The following is a 24364-nucleotide window of genomic DNA, read 5'->3' as shown; positions in this document are numbered from 1 at the left end:
GTCGAACCTTCCCGATCGCCCGCACCACCCTGACGGGCTGGACTGTACAAATAACGGCCCTGTCTCACATTTGCGGTTACCTAAGGTCACCGATGCGCTGGCATGGGCACTCATGGACGCATGGAACGGGCGCGACGCCTACACCGACGCCGCCGACACCGAGGCGGTGTGGCAGGTCCTGGCCAGTCGTACACCAATTCCCTGGACGCAACCTTGCCGTACGCGAGACGGCCGCAAGTCGTTGCTCACTCTGACTGGCCACGCCGACCCGGCGACATCCGCTGGCACGACCGTCGCTAGTCCTATCCAGCGCGTTTGATGCCATCTGTGACAGCATCAGAAAGGTGAGAGGCGTCCTTCAAGCACGACGATGGTGCTCGGCCGGCTCGTGCCACAAGTCGCGATGCTGAGCCAGACCGTTTCCTGGAGGTGGAAGGATGCATGGCACTGGGGCAGTCCTGGTGGTCGGTCTCGATCCCGCCAAAATCCCGGGCTGGAATCCTGAGCCGGTTGTGAAGGCAATTGCCCGTGGTCAGGCTCGGTTCGAAGATCATGGCATCGAGGCCGATCTGTGCTTGGTGGCACCCGACGAGAATGCCGAAAGTGTGATCATCGAGGCGCTGGCCCGAAAGGACTACGCCTGCGTGGTGGTGGGAGGCGGTATCCGCAAGCACGAACCATTGCTTGAGTTCTTCGAAAAGGTGATCAACCTGATCCGGCAACATTCCCCCGGCGCGGCCATCGCCTTCAACAGCACCCCCGACGGCGCCGCCGACGCCGCACTGCGGTGGCTGCGATAGGCCGACAGGACCCGAGATTCTCGCCGAGCTGACCGTCCTGACCAGCTACCGCGCCGACCTCGTCGGGCAGCGCATCGCCACCCTGTTCCGGTTGCAGGAACTACTCACCGGCATCAGCCCCGCCCTGGAGCGAGCCGTAGAGCTCAACCGGAAGGGTCCGATCGCCTGCTGGCAGACCCCGGCCGCGATCCGGCACGCCGGCGTCGACCGGATCACCGCCCTGCTCCGACGCGGCCACGTCATTAACGCCGTTCCGGTCGCCGAGGCGATGGTGGGAGCCGCACGGCAGCAGACCGTGAACCTGCCCGGGCAACGTGCCGCCGGCGTGGTGGTCGGGCGGACGGCCACCGAGATCCTCGCCCGCAGCCCGCGGTTGATCCGGGTGCTGCGTGTCGTGCCGGACTCATCCCGAACGCTGGCCCTGCGTCGGGCGTCTGAGCTGAGCCGGCGAACGAAGCTCGCGGAGGGTTGCCGCCGACCCGCGCTACTGCCGGCCGGCGGGCCTTGCCCGGGGAGTGCGCATCATGATCTTGGGTGATTCGCGCGTTGTGCGCTCTCCAACCGGTGCTAACCGGTGCCAACGCGAGTCACCCCGTGCGACGCCTGTCGCGGACCGGGGTTCGTGTGCTCGGGGCGTGGCTGGGCTGAGAGAACAGGGGTCCGGGTGACGTGGGTGAACCTGTGCCACTCCCTCCCACCCCGGGTGAACCCCAGGTCGCTACACTAGGCGCTCGCGCCCCCGTAGCTCAGGGGATAGAGCAACGGTTTCCTAACCCGACGCTCCGTCTGCATCCCCAGGTTGATGACCTGCGCTTCCTTGTTTTCCGCCATTGCGTGCCGGTCGCTGTGCTGCCCTGCTGCGATCGCTTGCTGAAGATCAGCTGATGCGTTGCGGCTGCTGCATGTACAGGCTCATCGCTTCTTGCGACGCCCCTTCCGTAGGGCCGACTCGGCTTCCTGGCGTCGACGGATGGCAGCCTCGTCGCGCTGAGGAACAATGGCCGCGTCCGAGATGCGAGGGCGCCGGCCCCTGCTGTCGCGGACTCGGCGCGCGCCAGCGACTCGCCACTGCTGCAGGACGCCGGGCAGGCTTTCCCGGGTACGGAACCACGACACAGCTGCCGCGGTAGAGGCGTCGCTCGCGTCCTCCCACTTGGCCATCATGTCGGGCTCGAAGAGGAAGTTCGCCGCGAGTTGAAAGTAGAGGTCATCCTTGGACTCGGCGAACTTCTTCATCGCCTGAGCGTGCATCTGACCATGGCCGAGGTGCTACCAGTGGCGAAGCCGAAGCCGGGTACGGGTCGGCGGGGAATCCCCTGCAGTCGCTACGTAATGTCGTCATCGTGAGTGATCATCACGGCGGCGCTTGGACGCTGCACCGGCGCGACGACGGCGGGGTACTTGCTGATCTCGTGGTGACCGGCGGCGACTTTCCGTGGCTGAACGCTCGTGTCAACCCGAGGGAGGGGCTCGCTGAGGTCCGGCCGCTCTTCGCCGAGGAACTGCGGCTGCTCGATGGTATCGATGAGGATGCCGAGTCCTGGGAGCGCGCGTACGAGGCAGTCCGAAACGCCGTGACGCTTCGGTACCCGGAGGGCCAGGAGGTTCCAGAGTTCCTTCTTCACATCGATGGCAACGAGGCGTGGTGGCGGTGGAGTGACGAGCCGTTTGACGAGGAGGACGCCTAGCCAGCGCGTTCGCTCGGCGGCGATAGGGATGGGCGTCGATCACTGGGTGAGGAATGCGATCAGGGTCCTGAGGTACTCGTCTGGAACGGTCTCGTGCACCAGATGGCCGGCCGCGATCGTCGTCAGCCGGGCGTCGGCCAAACGATCGGATAGTTCGGCAACGTGCTCCTGGGGGACATGGCTCGCTGCTCCGCCGCCGATGAGCAGAGTGGGTGCCGTGATCCGGGCGACGATGTCGGCCCATCCTGGATCCGGATCGTCGATCTCGGGCCGGACCTGCTCCACCATGTGCCAGTCGAAGGGCAGATCCCCGGCGGGACGGTCGGGAAGCCCCGGCGGTCGAGGGTGCGGGTAACCGATGTCCTCAAGCACGAGTTTGTGGACGTGTCCCTGCCATTCGGCGGCCACCCGGCAGGCCACCAGACCGCCGAGGGAATGGCCGACCAGGTCCACCGCGCCGATGTCCAGCTGGTCCAGGATTCCGATGACGTCTTGCGCGAACAGTTTCAGGCTGTACGTGCCGGGCCAGTCACTGGCGCCGTGGCCGCGCAGGTCGACGGCGTACACGGTCCGCTCCGTACACAGGCCCGAGGCGATCACGTCCCAATCGCTTGCGGTCTTTCCGGTGGCATGAAGCAGCACGGCGGGCGTCTTGTACTTGTCGACGGCTTGCCATACCCGCAGTGAGAAGTGCAGGTCACCGACCGTGATGTCTATCAGCTCAGGCACGCCCCTGAGCCTCTCCGACCGTCGCCTCCGGAATCAAGACATTCCGCCGTGGGCAGAGCCACGCGCTGCATTCGGTAGGTCCGGGCACCGGCCGCCGCTCGCTGTTACTCGGCGCAACGAGCTGATTGCGGCAGATCAGTACGCCTGAGTCAGGGCCCGCCAGCACCGACGTGCTGTCGCACGGTGGCCGACTGCGGAGGTCGCCGCTGTCCTGGAATGGTCACGCCGTCGCGAATCGCGGTGTGGAGGTCTGTGACCAGCGCGTCGATCTGCCCGCGGGTGACGCCCGGCATGCAGATGGTGTGCGACCACTGTCCTTCGGTGGCGAGCAGCCACCTTCGCGCCACCGCGGGGGGCGGGGTGGCCAGTACGACGGTGAAGGCGTGGCGGTGACGCCAGGCGGGCCAGCCGACGGCGTCGAGCTGCTCGACGGCGTACGCGGCCAGGTCCCGGGCGCGGGCGGCTCGGGCTCGGTGACCGTCGCGTCCGTGGGTGGCGATGGCATACCACAGCATCGCGGTGGCCTGCCCGCATCGGGACCCGCTGACGGTGGTGTCGGAGGTGGCGGTGTAGGGGATGTGCCGCCCGGGCCGGCGGATGCTGTCGCGCATCAGCACCAGCCCACACGGGATCGGGGTTCCGAAGAACTTGTGACCTGACACCGCGAGGGTGTCCACGCCGCTGCTCTCGTCGAGAGTCAACGCGCCGTCGAGGGCCAGTGGGATGCCGGCGAGGGCGGCGTCGACGTGTACGTGCCGGCGGTCGATCCCGACTTCGCGCAGGACGGTGTCGATGCGTGCGGGATCGTCGACGGCCTCGGTCATTGTCGTGCCGGCCGTGGCCACCACGATCGCCGCCTGGTGGCGGCGCCATCCGACGAGCGCGGCGAGGTGTTGGTAGTCCATCTCGCCGCGCTCGTCGACGTCCACCAGCGCATGCGGGGCGCCGATGATGTCGAGGATCTTGCCGATCGAGTAGTGGGCGGCCTGGGAGTAGTAGACCACCGCGCCCGGGTAGCGGCGGCGCGCGGCGTGCAGGGCGGCCAGGTTGCCCTCGGTGCCGCCGGAGGTGACGTAGCCCCACCGATCGTCGGCGGGTAGCGCCATCAGGTCGGCGCACCAGTCGATCACCGCGCGTTCCAGGGCCTTGGTGTGCGCGGTGCCGCCGGGGTCGGTTGCCGGGTCGCCGACGTTGTTGAACAGCTGTCGAAACAGCGGCATGACCGGGGTGTAGTCGATGTCCACCGCGCCGGGGAAGCCGATCGCGGTGGGCTGCCCGGCGGTGGCCTGGTTGAGCAGCGCCTGAACCACCGTCTCCGCGTCGACCGGAGAGCCGCCCAGGTCGACGGCATCGTCGGTGAGGAACCCGACCTGGTTGGTGGGGCCGCCCGTCACGCGGGCCGCCTGGCGAGTAGGTGCTCCGCGAGGGTGCTGTGCAGCAGTGTCAGCTGCGCCCAAGCCGCGCGAAGGGCCTGGTCACCCTGCTCGGTGAGGTTGGCGTACGGGTTGTACGGCCACCGGCGGCCCGCGTCGAGGCTCTTGTTGCTGGTGACCCCGTCGTCGCCGAAGCGCCGGTGCGGGTCGCGCACCATCCGCAGCGCGGTGCCGTCGGTCAGCAGGGCGATGCCTTGCCCTGCCAGGTCGAACACCGACTTCGGGTGGGGGGTGTTCAGCGGCTGATTGTGCACGGAACTGGCGACGGTGTGCCACGGGCCGGCGTCGCTGTCCAGGGTGCTCACGCCGATGCCGACGTAGGTCGCGTCGCGGGGCATGTCCAGGTCACCGCCGTTGACCATCGACCCTTCAGGCCCGCGCGGGTCCCACCGCTGGCCCCGCTTGTTGCCGCGGGCGATGTTGTCGGCGGCCGTCCGGGTCAAGTCATGCATCACCCGGGGCAGGTCGTCGGACTCCGGCCCCGCCAGAAACAGGCGGGTCGCGATCATCAGGCGGTAGCCGTTCGGCGCGTGCCGGTCGGCGGCGACGTAGAACAGCACGACCCCGTGCGGGCCGAGCGCGTTGCGTTTGCCGAACCGGTCGAACGCCTCGTGGCAGTGTTTGGCGTTGACGGCACGCAGCCGGGACGCGATCTGCAACCGCAGGTCCACCCAGGTGCGCTCCTCGGGGGTCGGCTCGTCCGGCAGCCCCGGCGGGGGTGGAGTCCGTTCGGAAGCCGGTGGCGACAGACGAGGCGGGTCCTGCGGCAACTGCCGCTGCGGAGGTTCCGTCCACCGCTGTGGCGGGTACTGCTGCCCGGTTGGGGCACGAGGCGGCTGCTCGGCCGCTGGCCAGCCGCGGTCATCGACGTTCATGTGGTGCCGGCCGGGTGGCGGCGACATCGGGTGCGTCATCGTCCAGTTCCCGGATCAGAAGGTCACGCCGACGTCGTCAGGTACGGCGTGTGTGTCCGGTCGGCCCCGGCTGATGCCCTCGTAGGTCTCCGGACGCATGCGGCGCAGGGCAACCGCCCACAGGCCCCCGCCGAGGCCGGCGGCGGCGATGATCACCGGCAGCAGGTACGGCGACAGGGAACCGGAAGCAGCGCCCAGCAACGACCCTACGTTGACGACCATCGCGGCGAGGACGACCACCCCGAAGACCACGCCGAACAGCGGCGCGATCACCGACGTCAGCACGCCAGCGCCGGCCAGCAATCGGGTCCGCGACGCCATCGCCGCGACGGACGCGGACACCAGCAGGCACAACAGCCCGAGTGCCCCCAGCGTCGACAGCCACGTGAACAGGGTGGCCATCGGGTCCGCCCGCAGCACGGCGAAGACGCCCACGACCGCCACGGCGATTCCGGTCTGCAGCAGCGACCCGCCGACAGGCGCGCTGACCCGGGTTCCGCTGCCCGAGCGCGCCAACGCCGCCGGCAGCACCCCCTCGCGGGCCATCGCGAACGCGTACCGCGCCGCCACGCTGTGAAACGCCAGCAGTGACGTGACGATCGCGAAGATCAGCATCATCTGCGCCAACGGCGTCATTAACCCGCCCAGGCGCTGCTCCAACACCGAGAACGGAAGACCACCGTTCGGATCGGCGGCGACAGCGGCGACCTGGTCTGGGCCTACCGCCACCCCCATCGCCCACGCCACCCCGGCATACACGACCGTCAGGAACAGCACCCCTGCGAAGACCGCACGGGTGATGGCTCCCTCGTCCCGGCTCTCCTCGGCGAAGCTCGCGGGCGCGTCAACCCCCATCAGGGCTGCCAGGCACAGCGCGACCGCACCACCGATTCCGCTCACCCCGAGGCCGGCGGGCGAGAATCCTTCCCAGGACAGGGTGCCTGCGGCCGGGTCGGCCACGGCGGACGCCCCGAACAGCGCGACGATCACCAGGGAGCCCGCCAGGACGGCGGTCAGCAGCGCCGTGGACAGCGCGACGGCTCGGACCCCGAATACGGCCACCAGGACCAGGGCGGCGCCCGCCCACGCCCACCAGTTGCCGCCGATCAGGCTCGCCAGCGTGGCGCCGAGCAGTCCGTAGAGGCTGATCTGGATGGCGTTGTACGCGACCAGCGCAACCACGCCGCCCGCCACGCCCCAGCTGCGCCCCAGACCCTGGGCGAGGATGGCGTAGTAAGCCGCGGCGTGTGGTACTTGGCGAGACATGGCTGTGTATCCGACCAGCAGCAGCGCGACCACACCACCGACCAACAGGAACACCAGCGGCACGCTGGTCACCTGAGTACTGGCGTAGGTGGCGACGATGCCGCCGGCGAGTACGACCAGTGGCGCCGAGGCCGCCGCGCCGAAGATGCCCATGCCCCACGCGCTGAGGGTCTTGCGCGCCAGTGCCACCTGCACGTGCGTGCTCATCGCTGCTCCTGCCCGTCACGTCCGGTAGCGTCTGGGCGCGACGCGGAGCGATATTCGGACTGGCCGTGACGGTGTGCGGCAGCCCGATTCGTAGGCGAGATCAGCCACCGGGAGGGCCGGCCCGGCCCCGGGTGCCGGAATTGCCCGCCGCGTCTCAAAGCTCCAAAGTAGACAGTTGTAGCGAGCGGGCTGGCCGCGAGGCTCAGCATGATGGCGTCCTCCGGAGCATCCATTGTGCGAAGGCTTGCGTTACTGATCGATTACAGGATTCAGCCACAGTACTGGAGATCCTCAGCGCGTGCCTCGGCGGTCGGGAGATCTTGCGCGGTAGTTGAGGATCCGACCCCGCGCCTCCTCGCCGCAGCGCGTCGGGTGGGCGGCAGGGACGACCGCGCGTGGCGACACCCAGGCGGACGCCGCGACCAGGAACGCTCAGCGGAGACCATCGAACAGGTACGACGCCTCGTGGGACCGCCGACGCTCCGTCGTGCTAGCGATTGAGGTAGGCGGCCAGGCCTCCGAGCGCTTTGTTGGCGATGAACACCGATCGCACGTTGAGGATGGCCTCCTCGACGTGAGCGGGACATCCCCACGCCGAGTCCCCCCACGAGTCGGCAATCTTGAGCTCGGCCGGTGCGTCGCACGCGTCGCTACCGCCGAGCTGGCACTGCTCGGGTCGCGGCGTGGCGGCCTGCGCGGCCGCGGCGGCGCGCATCCGGTCGGCCAGTTCCGCGGCTGCCGCGGCGCGTTGTTCGGCCTCGGCGCGCAGCTCACGCTCGGCGCGTACCGCCTTGGCCAGCTCGTCATGGGCGGCCTTGGCGCGTGCTTCGGCGGCCGCCTTCGCCTGTTCGATGTGGTGGCGTTCGATGGCCAGGGCGGCAGTGCCGGCGAAGACCCGGGCGAGGGCGAGGTCGGTGTCCTGCGGGATGCGCGGGACGCGGTGGTACATGGCGAAGGTGCCCAGCAGGCCGCCGTCGCGGGCCACGACGCCTGGTACCGGGTCCGAAGTAACCTCTCGCACCGCGGTAAGGCCGCGTACACCGACTTCAGGCTTGTTGAAAGAAGCATCGTTGGCCTCCACGACACCCTGCGCCGGTTAATTGCCGACCAACTACCTCTCACTGACGCGGCGCGGCAGAGATTCGCGGACGACGACCGAATGCTAGGGCCAATCTATGCGCAATTCCGAGGGCCGCAGTGATAGACCCGGCAGTCGATCAGTAGGTATAGCCTGCTCGTCAGCCTCCCTGATAGGGACTGCTTTCGGTGAGTCGGATTTCGCAAGCTTCCCGTCCACGACGGCCTCGGATATGAGGTTGGCGTGTACGCCAGCATGGACAGCGATGGCTGGGCGAACCGTGTCGGAGTCTCGGATGACTGTTGATAGAGTGTAAGGACCGAATATAGCGGGTCCTCCGACGAGCGAGACGTCCGACTGGAGTTCGTCATCAAAATTCTCTAGTTCGGCTTGTCCGCCAACGAAAGCTCGCCAGTTCCGCCACGCGTCCGTTCCCGTGGATCAAGCATCCCACAACGGCGCGCATTCGAAGATGGACGATTGACCAATGTTCTATATCTATGGTGGAGGCGGCGTCACGTGACGTCAGCGGGTGCACTCAACTCGGTAGATCCGGACGCCGCCGGGTCGACCAGCACGACTGGCTGTAGTTGACCGTTTCCAGACAGGTTCGGCCGCGAGCCGCAGCCGCAGATGGCTGCCATATGCCCGGTGGCGTACCCGGCTCTGCGCTCGAAGCCGTACGCCGACGGCGGGTCCGACCAGACGGTCGGACCCGCGTCGGGATCGGTCAGCGGTCAGGCTGCTGCCAGCCTCACGTGCGTGGCAGCCGGTCGTGCGCCGTCACCACGGGCGGCCCGGATCGTGCGGGTACACCTCATCCCGCATCTCGGCCAGATCCCGTTGGACAAGCTGCGTACCGGCCACGTCCGTGCCATGTTCACCGCCATCGAGAACCGCAACGAGGAGATCCGTACCGCGAAGGCCAGCACCGATCCCGGAGTCCGCGCCACGGTCGCCGGTGTCCGTCCGACCGGGCCCTCGACCCGTCAGCGCATCCGCGCCTGCCTACGCAAGGCGATCAACGACGCCCTCGCCGACGAACTCATCGTCGGCTCCAACCCCGCGGCGCTGGTCAAGACTCCCGCCAGCCGGCCGCTGCCCGTCGTCTGGGAGGACGAACGGGTACGGCGGTGGGGGGCCACCGGGGAGGTGCCCGGCCCCGTGATGGTGTGGACCGACACGCAGATCGTGCGGTTTCTCGACTACGCAGCCGCTCACGCCCCCGACCTGTACCCGATGTGGCACTACATGGCCTACCGCGGGCCCCGCCGGGGTGAGGCGTGCGGGTTGCGCGACAGCGAGGTCCGCCTCGACCGCCGCGAGACGACGATCAACAACCAGATCGCCACCCACGGCTACACGGCGGTGCAGAAGCCCCCCAAGAGCAGGGCCGGCACCCGCGACCTGATGCTCGACGCCGAGACCGTCAAGGTCCTCGCCGCCTACAGGGTCCGCCGTGCCGCCTGGCAGCTTGCCGCCGGCAGCAGCTGGCCCGACACCGGCCTGTTCTTCGTCCGGCCCGACGGGCAGCCCTGGCACCCCAACGCCGTCACCCAACGCTTCCGCAGGCTCGTCCGCAAGGCTGGGCTGCCTCCGATCCGGCTGCACGACCTCCGCCACGGCGCCGCCACCGTGGCCCTCGATGCCGGTGTCGACATCAAGGTCCTCGCCGAACAACTCGGCCATTCCACCACGACCCTCACCCGGGACACCTACCAGAGCGTCACCAAGGAACTGGGGGCTGTCTCGCCAACGGTGTTTCCGGCGATCTTGGTTAGTAGGTTTCAGCGGCTGGGAAGCGGTCGCTGAAGGTGATGGCGAAGGCGTTCAACGCGGGTTTCCAGCGCATCGTCCATCGGGCTCTGCCTGCTCCGGTGGGGTCCAGGGACCGGGTCACCAGGTACAGACACTTCAACGCGGCCTGCTCGTTCGGGAAGTGGCCGCGGGCCTTGATCGCTCGCCGGACGCGGCGCTGCGCGAGGCCCGCGAAGAGACGGGACTGACCGGCTTCACCGTCGTGCGCAAGCTGGGGGAGATCGAGTACGACATCAGCCCGCTCCGCTTCGAGATCCAGCGTCGCCACGTCTTCGAGCTGGCGCTGCGCGGGCCGACGCCTGAGCGATGGGCGAGCCAGGAAGACCACGACGGCGAGCAGGAGCCCACCCAGTTCGAGTGCTTCTGGATACCGTTACGCACGGCGCACGTCCTGCAGTCCGGTCAGGGCGCCCTCGTGGGCCGGTTATTCGGCTGACCGGAGTCCCATCGGCAATCAGAGGAACCAATCGGGAAGAGGAACTGCGCGAACTGGTCCAGCGCAGCCCGTGCTGATGCGGGCGCTGGGCGTCGTTCGGGACTGCGTGGGACCGCAGGGAGCTGGTCTGAGGGAGTCCGGCCCCTCGGCTCGATTATTCTTACCCATCCCGCGCAGGTGAGGGATCACCTTGCCGTGACGCCTGCCTGCGCCCGCCAAGGTGCGGCCGGATCGGCGAGCGTGTCGAGGATGACCTGGCACCAGGTGTGCGCCGCTCCGACCGCGAGGTAACCGTGACGAGGACGCAGCCCTGTGCGGCGTGCGGCGTGGCCGGTGCCCCAGCCCTCGTTGCGCAGTTCACCGAGGCCGAGCGCGATGCCCGACAGCCCGCCGAGGATGCGCTTGACAGCCTGGCTGCCATCCGGCCCCGGTGCGACGGTCTGCGGGTGAAGCCCGAGTTCGCGCTGTGCCCTGTCGATGAGCTGAGGCAGCTTAGCGGTCTTGCCGTCGAACGAGATGCCCAGCTCTTCGAGCACGGTTTTTGCGGTTGCCTCGACCAGTTCCTTCGCGGATCCGATGGCCTGGGCTGGGTCGCTCGGGAGTGCCCTGTTGATTCGTTCGAACGAGTCCAGGATCATCTCCGGGTCTCGCAGCGCCGTCAGCGCCCGTGGCATCGTCGCCGCAGCGGGGAGGGCGCTGTCTGACTTCGGGCTGATCCTGCCCTCAAGGTCGACGTCGAAGCCTTGCCGTTCCATGAACTTGCGGGTGCTCACCAACGCTTCTGGTGGCATCGCGTCGATCAGCGTCTCGTACACACGCAGAACACGGTTCACGTGGGTGGGATCGGTCCAGTCCACGTTGTCCTCGAACTCACGCCAGAATCCTCGCCGCTCGCTCGTCTCGTCGTTCGGATCACCGGACGGCGTGAACCCTTGGTCCTCCCACATGCCCGCGATCAGCCGGAGGGTGCTGTAGCCGGCGCTGAGATCGCGAAAGTGGCGACGGACGGGTAGCGGCACGAGACTACGGATCGTCACGGTCGCCCAGAGTATCGAGGAACAGGCATCTCGGCGACCTGTTACGACGTAGGTCAACGGCGCCAGACCGAGGGTTTCACTCGCGTCACCAGGATTCGTGCGACCTGGCTACGGACCGGTGATCTTCGATGATGTGCGCGGTGTGTGCTCTCCAGCGGGTACCAACCCGGGTGAACCGGTGCCAACGCGGGTCACTGCGGCTGACCGCCGGTCGCAAACCGGGGTTCGTGTGCTCCGGGTGTGGTCCTAGGCTGGGAGAACGGGGGTCCGGGTGACGCGGGTGAACGCGGGCCACTCCCTGCCACCCCAGGTGAACCCGCAGGTCGCTACACTAGGCGCTCGCGCCCCCGTAGCTCAGGGGATAGAGCAACGGTTTCCTAAACCGTGTGTCGCAGGTTCGAATCCTGCCGGGGGCACCTCGAAGATCAGCAAAAACGCTTCCTGACCTGCGGATAAGGTTCCGCGTCGATCGGTCGACCTGTGCAGTGGTGTGCCGCCCGGAGCCGCCGTTGTCGCTGTCCACGGACTATTCACGGATTGATCTTGGTGGCGTTTTCCCAGGTCGCACCGGCTGTGCGCGCCAAGATCCGGACTGGTGAGGCCGCCGTAGAGACTACGCACCCGAGCCGCCCAACGCGTCCTCGATCCGCTGGTTCACCGTCGCCTCCTGGCCGTCGATGCACTTGGCGTACACCTTCAGCAGCACGTCCACGGAGTGCCTCGCGCGGGCGGCGACGTCGGTTGCCGGAACACCGGAGGTCAGCCGCAGCGACACCGCCGCGTGGCGCAGGTCGTACGGCCGCCCGGCCAGCGGGGACGCCACCTGCACCGGAGTCGGCGCCAGCTCCCGCGCTGCCTTCCACACCCGCGAGTACGTCGACGCTGCCACCACGTTTCCCTTGCTGCTGGGGAACAGCCGACCGTCATCGACGACGCCGAACCGGTCGACATGCCGCCGCAGGATGCCCACCAGCTCCGGCGGGATCGGCACGACCCGGGATTCCGCTGCCGCCCGGTGCTTCAGCCCGCGCCGGTCGTGCACCTCGCCGCTGTTGGTCCACCGCTTGCCCGCCTGGGGCCGGTTGTCGACCAGCGTCAGCCGGGATGGCTACGTTTCGTGCATGACCTTGACTGGAAACGGGCTCGCCCAGGCAGACGGCTGCATCTTCTGCGCCATCGTGCGAGGTGAAGTGGAAGCAAGCCTGGTCCATCAGGATGACGAGATCGTGGCATTCATGGACTTGCACCCGGTGACTCCGGGGCATCTGCTCGTCGTGCCACGCCTGCACGCCGTTGGCTTGGAAGACTTGCCCGAGGATGTCGGTGGACGGATGTGGACGCGGGCTCACCGGCTCGCCGGAGCGCTTCGCCGTTCCACGCTGCGGTGCGAGGGGGTCAACATGTTCCTCGCCGACGGAGCAGCTGCGTTCCAGGAGATCTTCCATGTGCACCTGCACGTGTTCCCGCGCTTCGCCGGTGACACCTTCCGTATCGACGCGGACTGGCGGCGCAGGGAGCGCGTCGAGCTGGACGCGGCAGCAGCTGCCGTTCGCGAGGGGGTGACCTCTGCCGCTCGTGTGGGGGCCGGGCCCGCCCTGGGCCAGTAGCCACGAGGCCCAGCGGTCACGCGCGGGCAGCCAGGCGAGCGGTCCGCGTCGAGTCCGCAAGAGGTCGGCGGACGGCAGGGGAGTGGTGCGAGATGTCGAGAGGCGTTTCCGCTGGTAGACCCTCAGGTGCCCAGGCCGGCGGGGCGACAACTTGATCTCGTGATGCGAAGGTCGCCGATGCGGGACGCTCCCAAGTGGTGCCGTGACGACCGCGAGAGTGGTTGGCCGTCGCCGAGGGCGGGGCATGGCTGCCGCGCCGCTACGCGGCTTGCCGCCGGTCAGCAGAGCTCGCCCGGCCTCTCCGATTCAGTGGTAGCTCAGGTGGAGCCGAACCCAGGGCGCCTCGGTGAGGGCAGCGCCAGCCTTGTTGCGCTTCGCGTCGTGGAAAGGGCCCACCAGTAGTCGACCACCGCACGCAGGCTGGTCGGGTCACGTTCTTCGCTTCGCGCGAAGGTCGCGATGCGTCCGGCGGAGTACTGCCGACCGAACTTGTCATCACCTGAGCAGACCGCTCGATCCGCTCGTTCATCCGGGCACGGTCGCCGCCGATGCACGTCGCGTAGACGTTCGCCGCGCTCACGAGCCTGCTCGCGCCCGGCGGCGGCCACCAATGAGCGGCGTTCCTCGGTTCTTTCCGGTGGCAACGGCGGAGGCGGAGAGGAGCGTGGCAGCGGTGCGGCTGCCCCACAGGGCGGCCGAGCCGCGCGAGGCGAGAGCGGTGATGACCGCCGGGGAGACCGCGAGGCCGAAGCCCGTGGAGACCTGGAATCGGGCGAGGGCGCGGCCCAGGACACGGACCGGAGCGAGCGCGGTGGCGCTGCCCGCGTAGATGATCTCGCCGACAATGCAGACCACGGACACCGCGCGGCGACGGCCAGGAGGCCCCAGCCGTGTCCCAGGGCGGTGGCCGCGAGGAAGCCGAGGTAGGACGCGGCGAGTACCAAGCCGGCGGCATCACCCAGAAGCCCTCACCGAGACACTGCGCGCCATGGAGGCTGACGGCCTGATCGCCCGTACCGGCCGGGGCGGCAACCCGCCGCACGTCGAAGACGCCCTGACCGACCTCGGTCGTTCCTGCCGGTCCCGCTGCGTGCCGTACGGCAGTGGGCCGAGACGCACGTCCCGGACAATCTCGCCGCGCGCGAACGAGCCGGGACCGGGGAGGCCTCGGGCTCGCGGTAGCGTGCGTCGGTGGATTGGGACGCCTTCGAGGCGGCGTGGCACGACAACGGATGTCGGAGCCTGGCCGGCCTCGCCGCAGCGCATCCGGACGAGCGGCTGTACGCCGCGGCCTTTCACCTGTTCTACAGCGACGGCGTCCAGATCCTCCCGCCGGCCCTCGCCGCCAACGCCGAGGCCGAGGTGAGCCGGGACCACGGGTACTCGACGCGGTTCGCCCCAGCGGAGTGGCGGTGGGACGTCCTGGACGCCGCAAGCGACGCGATGCGGCCGTGGTACCACCGCCTGAGCGAGGAGTTTCTCGGGCCCGCCGGCACTGATGCCGACCGGGACGCGGCGATGGAGACGCTAGAGGCGGCGCACGATGACGCCATGGCCCGAGTGTGCAGGGCGATGACCGTGACCGCCCGTCGGGGCGGCATCCACGATCTGCTTCCGGCCGACTTCGTCGTCGTCATTCTCGATGGCCAGCGAGGTGACGAGGAGGCCGATCTGATCCGCGCCAGCGTTGATCCACTGGTGCTCGCGACCGCCCCCGGACTGGCCGGGCACCTGCGGGAGTGCGCGGAGGCGTGACCTTCGGGCGGCCGGACGGCTTCGTCGGTTCCGCGGCGCGCATCCGCCGCTTTCCGAGTTTCCGGGCGCCAGCACATGCGGGGCCCGGCCTAGCTCGGCCAGCCGATCGCATCGAGGAACTCCTCCACGGCGACGACGACCCGGCCGAGCACCGCGATCGACTCCGTGAGTGGACCGGGAACGTACATGCCGTGGTCGGCGCCGTCGACCTCCAGCACGTGGGGTGACAGCCGGCGGGCGAGGTCACCGTCCCACAACTTGTCGGCAGTGCCGCCCACGAGCAGGCACGGCGCGGTCGCACGACTCAGCGCGTCGGCTACCCAGGGCATGGTGAGCAGGGGCGTCAGCCACACGGCGGGCAGGGACCTCTCGGCGGCGATCGCCGCCGCGTTCGTGCCGAGCGACTTGGCGACCAGCAGCGGGCAACCGCCCACGGAGTCGATCAGCGGCACCACCTGGCCGCTGACCCAGCCCTCGATCGCCGGCTCGTCGAGAGCCGGAAGTTCCTGGGACCACGAGTGTCGGTGCACCGTCGCGCCCCGCTGCTCCGCCACGTCGCCGCCGTACATCAGCAGGGGAACGCCCGGGCCGAACCTGGCGCCGGGAATCACGACCGCGTCAGCCATGCGACGACCCTACGTGCATGCCGTGTTGGTCGCGCACCTGCCCGGAGGGGACAGCCCACCCCGCCGGCCGACTCCTCGGCCGGGCCGGAACCGATCAGGCGGCGGCCCGCGAGGTGCTGCGGAGCGAGTTGCGCGTCGGACCGTGAACCTTTTCCCGGCGACCTGCGGATGACAGGTGATGGCTTCCCGGCTCGGCTCGTGAAAGGTCGTGCATGAAACGTCCAAGACAAATGACCACTGTCGACATCGGCGCGCTGACGGACGCGGAAGTCATCGAGCGGTCCATCCGGGACCCGGAGAGCTTCGCCGCGATCTTCGACCGGCACGCAGCGCACATCCACCGCTATCTCGCGAGGCGGCTCGGTGCGGGGATCGCCGACGACCTGGCCGCCGAGACGTTCCTGGCGGCGTTTCGGCGCCGGGAGCGGTACGACACCGTCTACCCGGACGCCCGGCCGTGGCTCTACGGAATCGCGACCAACCTCGTCAGCCAGCACCGACGCGAGGAAGAGCGCGAGTACCGGCTGCGGCAGGCGTGCGTCCCCACGACGAGTGAGGCGTCGCACGCCGACCGGGTGGCCACCGTGGTCACCGCGCAGTCGCTGCGCCACACCCTGCTCCACGCCCTGACCGAGCTCTCCGCCGGCGATCGGGACGCGCTGCTCCTGATCGCCTGGGAGGAACTGACCTACGACCAGGTCGCCGCCGCGCTCGCGATCCCGGTCGGCACCGTGCGGTCACGGCTCAACCGCGCCCGCAGGCTGCTTCGCCAGGCGCTGGGCGGCGACATCAACATCACGATCGAGGAGGCAATGAGCAATGGATGACATGCGGCTGCTCCAGCGGATCGGCGAGGAGGTCCCGCCGGCCACCCCCGAGCAGTTGGCCCCGGCCCGCGCCCGGCTCCTGGCCGCGATGGCCCCACCGGCCCCGGCTCCGACACCGGCCCGTCGTACGACCCGACGTAGCTGGCGGCTCGTGTTCGGCGGACTGGTGGCGGCGGGAGTCGCGGTGGCGGTCACCTCGGTGGTCGTGCTCGCTCCCGATGGGCTCGGCGGGGACGTGCCCGCCGCCAAGGCCGACGCCCGCCAGGTGCTGCGGAACGCTGCGGCCGCTTCGCTCCGGACGCCCGACATCGTGCCCCGGTCCGACCAGTTCATCTATCGGCGCACCCAGTACGGCCAGGCGTTCCACGAGGTCTGGCAGTCGGTGGACGGCACCCGGGACGGCCTGGTGCGGCAGACCGCACCGGCGGGCGGCACGGAGACGACCGTCCTTCCGGGCTGCCGGAACGGGCGGGCCGCCCTCATCAAGGGCGACAAGGCGCTCCCGGGCCGGACCGAGCCGTGCACCCCGCAGCCGGCGTACCGCACCGACGTGCCCACCGACGCGGCCGCCATGCGGGCCTACCTGGCCGAGCAGCACAGCGGCGGCTCCGGCTCGGTGAACGCCGTCGGCAAGGAGGTGCACATCCTCGCCGGCAGCTATCTCCGACCGCAGTCACGGGCCGCGCTGTACGAGGCAGCGGCCGCGATGCCGGGTCTACGGGCCGTGGAGAACGTCAGCGACGGCGCGGGCCGGCCGGGCATCGGAATCACCTGGGACGTGCCGAACGGAGGAGGGCTGAACGTGCTCGTCTTCGACGCCGGGACCCATGCCTTCCTCGGCACCCAGGGGACCTCGGCGATGGTGAGCCTCACCGTCGTCGACAAGGTCGGTCAGACCGGCTGACCTCGCGTACCACCAGGGCGGGCCGCCCCGGCGCGGCCCGCCCGGCATCCACGGCTGCTGTCCCACACCACACCACTGGAGGTCGACTCCCATGCGTCCACGCCTGGCACTGGCGTTCGCGGTGATGACGATCCTGGCCGGTGGCGTCCTGCTGGCCCCCGCCGCGTTCGCCAGATTCGCCACCGACCCCGGTCCGACCGGCCCCGACTTCGTTGCTCCCACCGCGACGCCGAGCCTGCCACCGCCGACGCTGGTCGCGGGGCCGGTGTCGGTGCCGGTGGAGGGGTTCCTCGCGTGGGCGCTGCTGGACCGCGCGGGCGGACGGATCGCCGGTTCGCCGAACAGTGCGACGTCAACCAACTCCACCGAATCGATGATCAAGGTCTGGATCGTCTCCGACTTCCTGCGCCGGAGCACGGAGGCAGGCCGCAAGCCCTCGGACGTACGCCTCAGGCAGGCCAGCCATGCGATCCGGTACAGCTCCGACGACTCGACCGAAGCTCTCTACGATCTCGGCGGTCGGCAGGCGGTGGTCCGACGGATGATCAAGTTGTGTCGGTTGACCAACACGAGGCCCGGCACCGTGCCCGGATACGTCGGGTGGTGGAGCTTCACCGAGATGAGCGCCCAGGACGCGGTGCGACTGGGCGACTGCGTCCGGAGCGGCCGTGCCGCCGGCCCCGAGTGGACCGACTGGGTCCTCGAGGAGATGCGCAACGTCTGGGGCACCACCGCCAGGAAGGATCAGCGGGCGACGAGGCAGGGCGGCCGGTGGGGCATCATCGACGGGCTGCCGGCGGAACTGCTCGACGCGGAGCCGGTCAGCATCAAGAACGGTTGGACCTCCCTCGCCTACGACGGCAACTGGCACGTCAACTGCCTCGCCATCAGCGACAGGTGGGTCCTGGCGGTGCAGACGCGCTATCCCGACGAGCGGGGCCTCGAATACGGTGCGTCGATCTGCGCCGACGTCGCCGCTCAACTGGTGAACCCCGCGGCGCACCGCCCCGTACGCCCCTGACCTCGGTGGACCCGTCGCTCCGCAGTGACCGGAGCCACCGTGCCGCAGGTTGACCTCAAGTGAGGTTGAGGTAGTCGGATGGGGGCATGCGTGCGATTCAGCTTCACGAGTTCGGTCCTCCGGAGAACCTCGTTCTCGGCGAGGTGCCCGACCTGTCGCCCGGCCCCGGCCAGGTCAGGATCGCGGTGTCGGCCAGCGGCGTACACCTGCTCGACACCAGCCTGCGTCGGGGCGAGGCCGGCGGCCCGATGCCGCCGCCCGAGCTGCCCACCATCCCGGGGCGGGAGGTCGCGGGCGTCGTCGACGACCTGGGTGAGGGCGTCGACGAGTCGTGGCGGGGCAGGCGGGTGGTCGCCCACCTGGGCATGGTGCCGGGCGGCTACGCGGAGCAGGCGGTCACGGCGGTCGAGTCGCTCCACGTCGTACCGCCGAGCCTGGGCTGCGCCGAGGCGGTGGCGGCGGTCGGCACGGGCCGGACCGCGCTCGGCGTCTTCGACCTGGAGCCGCCGGCGGCCGGCGACGTCGTCTTCGTGCCGTCGGCGGCCGGCGGGGTGGGCTGGCTGCTGGTCCAGGCCGCGCGGACGACCGGCGCCACGGTGGTGGCGGCGGCGCGGGGCGCCGGCCGGACGGCGAGGCTGCACGAACTCGGCGCGGACCTGGTCGTGGACTACGGGCTCCCGGACTGGGCGGACCGGGTGCGGGAACAGGTCGGCGGCCTGAGCCTGGTGTACGACGGAGTCGGCGGCGCGGTGGGCCGGTCGGCCCTGGAGCTGATGAAGCCGGGCGGCCGGTTCATGATGTTCGGCTGGTCGGCCGGCGAGGCGACCCGGATCGGGACCGACGACGTGGTCGCGAGCGGCCTGACCGTCGGCTGGCTGGGGCAGCGGATGCGCGCCCTGCCCGGCGGCATCCCGGCGCTCGCCGCCCGGTCGGTCGAGCTGGCCGGGAAGGGCTGGTGGCGGCCGCTGGTCACGACGTATCCGCTGGCCGACGCCGCCACGGCGCACGCCGACCTGGAGGGGCGCCGGGCGCTGGGCAAGGTGGTGCTGACCGTCGAACGGTGACGGTCCGGCCGCGGACGGAGCATCCCGCGCAGCCGGGCACGCCTGCGGCGTGCCCGGCCGGCGCGTCGCGGGACGTCCGGACGGCCGGCGCGGCTGTAACGAGATTCGTCCGCAAGGCGCTGCGCCCGCAGCCCGCGCATAATCCCATCGCCGGGAATAGGCTCCGCGTATCGGCGGTGTCACCGGCCGCCATGCGTACCGGGGATCGGACGCGGATCGAGGGGGCGCGTCCGGTGCCGGTAACGCTTCACGCCTCCCCATCGGAGGCCCTGTGCCTTCAACGCGTTCATCGACACCTGGGTCCGGCTCGCCACGAACGAGAGCCGGAACTACGGCGGGGCCTGCTACGGCGACTCCGGCGGCCCGAACTTCGTCACCGTCGGCGGGCAGCGGCTCCTCGCCTCGACGACGATCACCGGTGACGGCCCCTGCTACGCCGCGAACGTCACCTACCGGCTCGACGGCGACAGCGCCCCGGGCCTCCTGGACGACTTCGTCGACCTGCCCGACGGCGGGACGCGGCGGCCGGCGGGACCATCGCCGGCCGCCGCCACGGTGGTGACCGCCGTCAGCCCGGGACCGGGGGTCACCACGGGACCGGGGGTCACCACGGGACCGCGGGCACCACGGGACCGCGGTCACCACGGACTGGGGGTCACCACGGGACCGGCGGCCACCACGGGACCGGCGGCCACCGCCGGAACGGGCGGTCGCCCAGGATCGCGGTCACGCCGACGGGTTCGGGCGGACCGGCCGCCCCCCGAGGCCGACCGGTCGTCGCCACCGCCGCCGGAGCCGGTCGCGCGTCAGCTCGCGGGAAGCTGCTCGGCCCGCGTGAGCACCTTGTCGATCAGGCCGTACTCGCGGGCCTGCTCGGCGGTGAACCACCGGTCGCGGTCCCAGTCCCGCTGGATCTCGTCCAGGGTGCGCCCGCTGTGCTGGGCGATCAGCTCCTGCATGGTCCGCTTCACGTGCAGCATGTTCTCGGCCTGGATGGTGATGTCCGCGGCCGTGCCACCCATCCCGCCGGACGGCTGGTGCATCATGATCCGCGAGTGGGGCAGCGCGTAGCGCTTGCCGGCGGCACCGGCGCAGAGCAGGAACTGCCCCATCGAGCCGGCCAGGCCGAGCGCCAGGGTGGCCACGTCGTTCTTGACGTAGCGCATCGTGTCGTAGACGGCCATTCCCGCGCTCACCGAGCCGCCCGGCGAGTTGATGTAGAGGAAGATGTCCCGCTCCGCGTCCTCGGCGGCGAGCAGCAGGATCTGGGCGCAGATCTGGTTCGCCGACTCGTCGGTCACCTCGGTGCCGAGAAAGATGATCCGTTCCTTCAGCAGCCGGTTGAACACCTGGTCGTCGAAGGACGGATGCCCACCGTCCAACATGCGTACGCCCGTAGGGATCATCGCGCGCCCTCCCGCAGTGCCGGCGGGCGACCGGAGACGCCCGGGGGACCGGCCCCTCCAGACTGCCCGGCGCGCGGCGTGTCGCCGTAGTGATTCTGCCGGGGGCAGATCCGCTGAGGGCGGAAAGCGGCCGACCTAGACGACCACCGGCCGCCGTCGGCCGGACCGGCAGCGCCCGCAGCCGAGCGCGGCGGCGGTACGCGGCCAGGGGCGACCGCCCCCGGCGGAGGCGGGGCGCCCGACCCGTACGGTCGGCCCGCCGGCCCTCGGCGCCAGGTGGAGCAGGGGCCCGCCGGTACGCAGGCCGACCCGGGTGACCGGCACGGCACGGGCGACGTCCGCCCGCTGGAGCCCGACCGGGTCGACGCCGGCCGGATCCGACCCGGCGCGGGCCAGGCCCGCCCGGGGCGCGGCCGGGATGCGCGGCTCGACCCGGCGCAGGTCGTCGCGCGCCTCCTCCAGCAGGTCGGACAGGTGGATGCCGAGCGCCCGGCAGATCGCCGCGAGCACCTCCGAGGAGGCCTCCTTGCGACCGCGTTCGACCTCGGACAGGTAGGGCACGGAGACCCCGGCGGCCTCGGCCACCTCGCGTAGCGTGCGGCCCTGCCGCAGGCGGAGCCGGCGCAGCACCCCGCCGATCACTCGTCGCAGCAACGACATGCGGGCCTCACTCTCGTGGTCGCCGTCGGGTACACCCCTCATCATGCCCTGCCCCCGCCCCGTGGACCGCCCAGCCCGGGGCACGCCGACCTGATGGCCGCGTGCCCCGGGTGGGGTTGGGTCACCCGCGCAGGTGGGTGTGCCAGTCGGAGGCGCCGGGACGCAGCCGGACCGTTGCGAACAACGCCCCGGTGCCGTCGACGGGCAGGACGCCGGTGTGCTCGATCAACACGTCCACCCCGTCCACGTCGTAGACCAGCAGCGACTGGTCACCCTGCCGGTACGCCCGGTGCCCGTCCACGGTGGTGTTCGGAGCGGGCAGTTCTCTGGCGCCCGGCACGGCGACGCCGCCGGGACGGGAGAAGCCGACGCTGAGGGTGCGCGCCCGCTGCCGCCCCGGCTCCGCGGTGGCCGGCTCCGCCGTCCAGGTCGTTCCCGCGTACCAGGTGTGCGACCCGGTGACCGACTCGGAGACGCTCACCTCGAGCAGCCGCAGGTTGTCGGGGACGCCCTCGACGGTGGCGGGCATCGGCACCGGGTCGTCGCCGAACCGGAGCGTCTGCGCCACCCGGGTCGCGGTGTCGCGCACCTCCCCCTCGGTGCCGACGACACGCACCTCCGCCCAGCCGTCCGGGGCGTACCGCCATCGCAGCACCGCCTCCGGCCCGGCCGTCGGCGAGTAGACGGCCCACCTGCTCGGCCCGCCGTTCAGCTCCGGGCCCGCGTCGGTGCCGGTGGTCGACGCCGTGGTGCCGTCGTCCCGCTGCGGCGCCTGCGGCTGCGCCCCCTTCGGGTACAGACGGACCGACACGCCGCGCCAGTCGTCCCGCGGGTCCTGCCGGGAGTCGGCGTTGAGCAGCACGCCGGGACCGGACTGGAGCAGCCCGGCGTGGTAGGAGAGGCGGCTCGTACCTGACGGCAGCCAGCCGAAGCGGACGTACACCCGCTGTGGGTCGACCGTGGCCAGCGCGGCCGGGAGGCCGGTGCTGCCGCCGGCCGCCGGCCCCCCGGGCTGCGCGACGGGTGGGCGGTCCGTGGCCAGCAGGCCCGGCGCGACCGCCGCGCCGGCGACCAGCGCGCCCGCCAGCAGCGCCCCGCCCGCGGCCCGTGCCGCGCGGCGCTGCCGGCGGCCGGTGCGCATCGCCCGGTCGATGTCGAGTACGCCCGAGGGCGGTTCCGGGTAGATCTCGTGCCGCATCAGGTCGGCGACCTGGCGCTCGTCGAGCATCGGTGCTCCTCTCAGTTGCCGGTCAGGGTGGGCGTGAGCAGGGTGCGCAGCGTGGCCAGGCCCTTGGCCGCCTGGCTCTTCACCGTGCCGGGCGAGCAGCCGAGGGTCCGGGCGGTCTCGTCGACGCCGAGGTCCTGGAAGTACCGGAGCACTAGCACCGCGCGCTGCCGCGGCGGGAGCCGGCGCAGCGCCCCCACGAGGGTGATCCGGTCGGTCGGGTCGGCTCCGCCCGCCGCCCGCTCGGGCAGCGCGTGGCCCAGCGCCACCCGGGCCCAGCGCAGTCGCCGCTCGTCGATCAGCCGCCGCACCAGCATGGTGCGGACCAGCGCGTCGAGGTTGTCGGCCCGTCGCGCCCGGGCCCAGCCGCGGTAGAGCTCCGTGAGCACCCGCTGCAGGATGTCGTCGCCCCGGTCCCAGTCGCCGCACATCAGGTAGGCCGTCCGTCGCCATCGCGGCATCCCGGCCCGGACGTAGTCGGTGTATTCGGCGTCGGCCTCGGGCGGCCCGCCGCGTCGTCTCACGAGGGATGACCCCCTCCGTCTGCCCGGCCTCGACCGGGTCGGTCCGCGTCTGTCACCCGGGAGTCGGGTCCGGACGCCCGACCGGTTGCCCCGGTTGGCGACCTCGCCGTGCGGAATCCGTCCGGGCCGCTATGTTGTGGGCGTGCAGGCGACGACGGAGGCGGGGCAGGTCCTCAGGTGATCCACTTTCCCGCGCAGCGACGGGGGCCGCTGAGCGCGCTGAGCCTCCGGCTGGCCGCCGCCGTCGGCCTGGTCTTCGCCACCGTCGCCGTGGTCTATCTCGACCGGGACGGCTACCGCGACGTCAACGAGGACGGGATGACCCTCCTCGACTGCTTCTACTACACGGTGGTCACCCTCTCGACCACCGGTTACGGCGACATCACCCCGTTCAGCCAGACCGCCCGGCTGATCAACGTCGTATACATCACGCCGGCCCGGGTCATCTTCCTGATCATCCTGGTCGGCACCACCCTGGAAGTGCTGACCGAGCAGTACCGCACCGGGCGCCGCCTGTCGCGGTGGAGGAGAGCCGTGAAGGACCACGTCATCATCTGCGGCTACGGCACGAAGGGCCGCAGCGCGGTCTCCGCCCTGCTCGAGAACGGGCTCGACAAGTCCCGCATCGTCGTGGTGGAGCGCAGCGGCCCGGCGTTGCGGCAGGCCACGTCGGCCGGTCTGGTGGCGATCGAGGGGTCCGCGACGCGGTCGTCGGTGCTCAACGAGGCCCACGTACGCAACGCCAAGGCGGTGATCATCGCGACCGACAGTGACGACGCCTCGGTCCTGGTGGCGCTGACCGTACGGCAGCTCACCGCCGGCCAGGTGCGGATCATCGCCGCCGCCCGCGAGGCGGAGAACGCCCCGCTGCTCAAGCAGAGCGGCGCCCACCACGTGATCGTCTCCTCGGCCACCGCCGGCCGGCTGCTGGGGCTGTCCACCTCGGCGCCGCCGCTGATCGACGTGGTGGAGGACCTGCTCACGCCGGGCCAGGGCATGGCGCTGGCGATGCGTTCCGCCGAGCGGGCCGAGGTGGGCCGCTCGCCCCGGGAGCTGGACTCTCTGGTCATCGCCCTGGTCCGCCGGGGCAAGGTGGTCACCCTGGCCGACAAGGCCGGTGCCGTCATCGAGACCGGCGACATGCTGGTCCACGTCCGCGACGACCGTCCTCAGGCGACCGCCGCGCCCTGACCGGCCCGGCGCCCCTGCCGCACGTGAGTCCTCCTCGGCCCGGCCCTTTGGGCTGACGGAGAATCGTCTATGCGGATCTTTTTCGGCGGCGGGCCGCCTGCTACCGTTTGGCGGCTTGGAGTTGCCGGTGGGCGTCATCGACCGCAGT

The 24364-nt window shown here is 70.6% G+C and carries 26 protein-coding genes, 1 tRNA gene and 2 pseudogenes; 14 read left to right on the top strand and 15 right to left on the bottom strand.

All coding sequences use genetic code 11. From position 1 onward, the window contains the following. Positions 1–437: 437 nt before the first annotated feature. Together GA0070606_RS12920 and GA0070606_RS33270 are read left to right on the top strand one after the other, a co-directional pair. The gene (locus GA0070606_RS12920; protein ID WP_091098528.1) at positions 438–800 is read left to right on the top strand and encodes a hypothetical protein; all 363 of its coding nucleotides are present in this window, start codon (positions 438–440) and stop codon (positions 798–800) included. Positions 801–891: 91 nt separating this feature from the next. Further along, complete coding sequence (locus tag GA0070606_RS33270; RefSeq protein WP_245724670.1) at positions 892–1338, top strand: hypothetical protein; 447 nt, start codon at positions 892–894, stop codon at positions 1336–1338. 374 nt (positions 1339–1712) lie between these two features. Here the strand turns inward: GA0070606_RS33270 and GA0070606_RS12910 are convergent, their stop codons facing one another. Continuing rightward, on the bottom strand, positions 1713–2036 hold the full coding sequence (locus GA0070606_RS12910; RefSeq protein WP_141721661.1) for a hypothetical protein: 324 nt from the start codon (positions 2034–2036) through the stop codon (positions 1713–1715). A gap of 107 nt (positions 2037–2143) precedes the next feature. On the opposite strand from GA0070606_RS12910, the gene GA0070606_RS12905 reads away from it, so the two are divergent. After that, positions 2144–2488, top strand: coding sequence for a hypothetical protein (locus GA0070606_RS12905; RefSeq protein ID WP_091098521.1), 345 nt, complete (start codon positions 2144–2146; stop codon positions 2486–2488). Between the two features lie 39 nt (positions 2489–2527). Here GA0070606_RS12905 and GA0070606_RS12900 read toward each other — a convergent pair whose 3' ends face one another. From GA0070606_RS12900 to GA0070606_RS12880, 5 genes are all read right to left on the bottom strand, one after another. Continuing rightward, complete coding sequence (locus GA0070606_RS12900) at positions 2528–3217, bottom strand: alpha/beta fold hydrolase (RefSeq protein WP_091098518.1); 690 nt, start codon at positions 3215–3217, stop codon at positions 2528–2530. Positions 3218–3366: 149 nt separating this feature from the next. Continuing rightward, positions 3367–4611, bottom strand: coding sequence for a histidine decarboxylase (locus GA0070606_RS12895; RefSeq protein ID WP_091098514.1), 1245 nt, complete (start codon positions 4609–4611; stop codon positions 3367–3369). Further along, complete coding sequence (locus GA0070606_RS12890) at positions 4608–5321, bottom strand: hypothetical protein (RefSeq protein WP_245724669.1); 714 nt, start codon at positions 5319–5321, stop codon at positions 4608–4610. Before GA0070606_RS12890 ends, GA0070606_RS12895 begins: the two co-directional genes overlap by 4 nt. A 258-nt stretch (positions 5322–5579) precedes the next feature. Beyond that, a complete protein-coding gene (locus GA0070606_RS12885) occupies positions 5580–7037 on the bottom strand; it encodes an APC family permease (protein WP_176737309.1) in 1458 nt (485 codons plus the stop codon). Positions 7038–7527: 490 nt separating this feature from the next. After that, positions 7528–8118 (bottom strand): hypothetical protein, encoded by a 591-nt coding sequence (locus tag GA0070606_RS12880; RefSeq protein ID WP_245724668.1) that lies wholly within the window; start codon positions 8116–8118, stop codon positions 7528–7530. A gap of 759 nt (positions 8119–8877) precedes the next feature. Between GA0070606_RS12880 and GA0070606_RS12875 the strand changes: the two genes are divergently transcribed. Beyond that, positions 8878–9927 carry a site-specific integrase gene (locus GA0070606_RS12875; RefSeq protein ID WP_245724667.1) on the top strand — a complete coding sequence of 350 codons (1050 nt, stop codon included), beginning with the start codon at positions 8878–8880 and terminating at the stop codon, positions 9925–9927. On the opposite strand, the pseudogene GA0070606_RS12870 reads toward GA0070606_RS12875, so the two are convergent. After that, positions 9893–10087, bottom strand: a pseudogene (locus GA0070606_RS12870) (transposase); the annotation flags it as partial. The gene GA0070606_RS12875 and the pseudogene GA0070606_RS12870 overlap by 35 nt on opposite strands. On the opposite strand from GA0070606_RS12870, the gene GA0070606_RS12865 reads away from it, so the two are divergent. Then, positions 10055–10369: an NUDIX domain-containing protein gene (locus tag GA0070606_RS12865; RefSeq protein ID WP_245724666.1), complete on the top strand. Its 315-nt coding sequence runs from the start codon at positions 10055–10057 to the stop codon at positions 10367–10369. The pseudogene GA0070606_RS12870 and the gene GA0070606_RS12865 sit on opposite strands and share 33 nt — an antisense overlap. A gap of 185 nt (positions 10370–10554) precedes the next feature. Here GA0070606_RS12865 and GA0070606_RS12860 read toward each other — a convergent pair whose 3' ends face one another. Next, positions 10555–11406, bottom strand: a complete 852-nt coding sequence (locus GA0070606_RS12860) for an abortive infection family protein (RefSeq protein ID WP_141721659.1) — start codon at positions 11404–11406, stop codon at positions 10555–10557. Between the two features lie 343 nt (positions 11407–11749). Here GA0070606_RS12860 and GA0070606_RS12855 point away from each other — a divergent pair. Next, positions 11750–11822, top strand: a tRNA-Arg gene (locus tag GA0070606_RS12855). Between the two features lie 197 nt (positions 11823–12019). Here GA0070606_RS12855 and GA0070606_RS12850 read toward each other — a convergent pair. Continuing rightward, on the bottom strand, positions 12020–12448 hold the full coding sequence (locus tag GA0070606_RS12850) for a site-specific integrase (protein ID WP_245724665.1): 429 nt from the start codon (positions 12446–12448) through the stop codon (positions 12020–12022). A 79-nt stretch (positions 12449–12527) separates the two neighbouring features. Between GA0070606_RS12850 and GA0070606_RS12845 the strand changes: the two genes are divergently transcribed. Beyond that, positions 12528–13013: an HIT family protein gene (locus tag GA0070606_RS12845; RefSeq protein ID WP_091098507.1), complete on the top strand. Its 486-nt coding sequence runs from the start codon at positions 12528–12530 to the stop codon at positions 13011–13013. Between the two features lie 576 nt (positions 13014–13589). On the opposite strand, the gene GA0070606_RS32485 is transcribed toward GA0070606_RS12845, so the two are convergent. Further along, on the bottom strand, positions 13590–13874 hold the full coding sequence (locus tag GA0070606_RS32485) for a hypothetical protein (protein ID WP_218106202.1): 285 nt from the start codon (positions 13872–13874) through the stop codon (positions 13590–13592). On the opposite strand from GA0070606_RS32485, the pseudogene GA0070606_RS33700 reads away from it, so the two are divergent. Both GA0070606_RS33700 and GA0070606_RS33260 read left to right on the top strand, forming a co-directional pair. After that, positions 13843–14079: pseudogene (locus GA0070606_RS33700) on the top strand (hypothetical protein); the annotation flags it as partial. The gene GA0070606_RS32485 and the pseudogene GA0070606_RS33700 sit on opposite strands and share 32 nt — an antisense overlap. A 125-nt stretch (positions 14080–14204) precedes the next feature. Continuing rightward, entirely contained in the window at positions 14205–14768 is a 564-nt protein-coding gene (locus tag GA0070606_RS33260) for a DUF4303 domain-containing protein (protein ID WP_091098502.1), read from the top strand. Positions 14769–14857: 89 nt separating this feature from the next. On the opposite strand, the gene GA0070606_RS12825 is transcribed toward GA0070606_RS33260, so the two are convergent. Further along, positions 14858–15394: an alpha/beta hydrolase gene (locus tag GA0070606_RS12825; protein WP_091098498.1), complete on the bottom strand. Its 537-nt coding sequence runs from the start codon at positions 15392–15394 to the stop codon at positions 14858–14860. Positions 15395–15624: 230 nt separating this feature from the next. Between GA0070606_RS12825 and GA0070606_RS12820 the strand changes: the two genes are divergently transcribed. From GA0070606_RS12820 to GA0070606_RS12805, 4 genes are all read left to right on the top strand, one after another. Next, positions 15625–16221 carry an RNA polymerase sigma factor gene (locus GA0070606_RS12820; RefSeq protein ID WP_091098495.1) on the top strand — a complete coding sequence of 199 codons (597 nt, stop codon included), beginning with the start codon at positions 15625–15627 and terminating at the stop codon, positions 16219–16221. Further along, entirely contained in the window at positions 16214–17125 is a 912-nt protein-coding gene (locus GA0070606_RS12815; RefSeq protein ID WP_091098491.1) for a CU044_5270 family protein, read from the top strand. Before GA0070606_RS12820 ends, GA0070606_RS12815 begins: the two co-directional genes overlap by 8 nt. A gap of 91 nt (positions 17126–17216) precedes the next feature. Next, on the top strand, positions 17217–18146 hold the full coding sequence (locus GA0070606_RS12810; RefSeq protein ID WP_091098489.1) for a hypothetical protein: 930 nt from the start codon (positions 17217–17219) through the stop codon (positions 18144–18146). 86 nt (positions 18147–18232) lie between these two features. Next, positions 18233–19210, top strand: a complete 978-nt coding sequence (locus GA0070606_RS12805; protein ID WP_091098486.1) for a zinc-binding dehydrogenase — start codon at positions 18233–18235, stop codon at positions 19208–19210. Between the two features lie 806 nt (positions 19211–20016). Here the strand turns inward: GA0070606_RS12805 and GA0070606_RS12795 are convergent. The 4 genes from GA0070606_RS12795 to GA0070606_RS12780 all read right to left on the bottom strand — a co-directional run bounded on the left by GA0070606_RS12795 (position 20017) and on the right by GA0070606_RS12780 (position 23025). Continuing rightward, positions 20017–20616 carry an ATP-dependent Clp protease proteolytic subunit gene (locus GA0070606_RS12795; protein ID WP_091098483.1) on the bottom strand — a complete coding sequence of 200 codons (600 nt, stop codon included), beginning with the start codon at positions 20614–20616 and terminating at the stop codon, positions 20017–20019. Positions 20617–20751: 135 nt separating this feature from the next. After that, positions 20752–21276 carry a helix-turn-helix domain-containing protein gene (locus GA0070606_RS12790; RefSeq protein ID WP_091098478.1) on the bottom strand — a complete coding sequence of 175 codons (525 nt, stop codon included), beginning with the start codon at positions 21274–21276 and terminating at the stop codon, positions 20752–20754. Positions 21277–21397: 121 nt separating this feature from the next. Beyond that, positions 21398–22504, bottom strand: coding sequence for a hypothetical protein (locus GA0070606_RS12785; protein WP_091098475.1), 1107 nt, complete (start codon positions 22502–22504; stop codon positions 21398–21400). 11 nt (positions 22505–22515) lie between these two features. After that, the gene (locus GA0070606_RS12780) at positions 22516–23025 is read right to left on the bottom strand and encodes a SigE family RNA polymerase sigma factor (RefSeq protein WP_245724664.1); all 510 of its coding nucleotides are present in this window, start codon (positions 23023–23025) and stop codon (positions 22516–22518) included. A 177-nt stretch (positions 23026–23202) separates the two neighbouring features. Between GA0070606_RS12780 and GA0070606_RS12775 the strand changes: the two genes are divergently transcribed. Further along, positions 23203–24216 carry a potassium channel family protein gene (locus GA0070606_RS12775; RefSeq protein WP_091098471.1) on the top strand — a complete coding sequence of 338 codons (1014 nt, stop codon included), beginning with the start codon at positions 23203–23205 and terminating at the stop codon, positions 24214–24216. Positions 24217–24364 lie beyond the last annotated feature (148 nt).

Origin of the sequence: Micromonospora citrea (genome assembly GCF_900090315.1) — a bacterium.
Taxonomy (GTDB): domain Bacteria; phylum Actinomycetota; class Actinomycetes; order Mycobacteriales; family Micromonosporaceae; genus Micromonospora; species Micromonospora citrea.
Note: the sequence above shows the minus strand (reverse complement) of the source record. Positions and strands in the feature narration are given on the sequence as shown.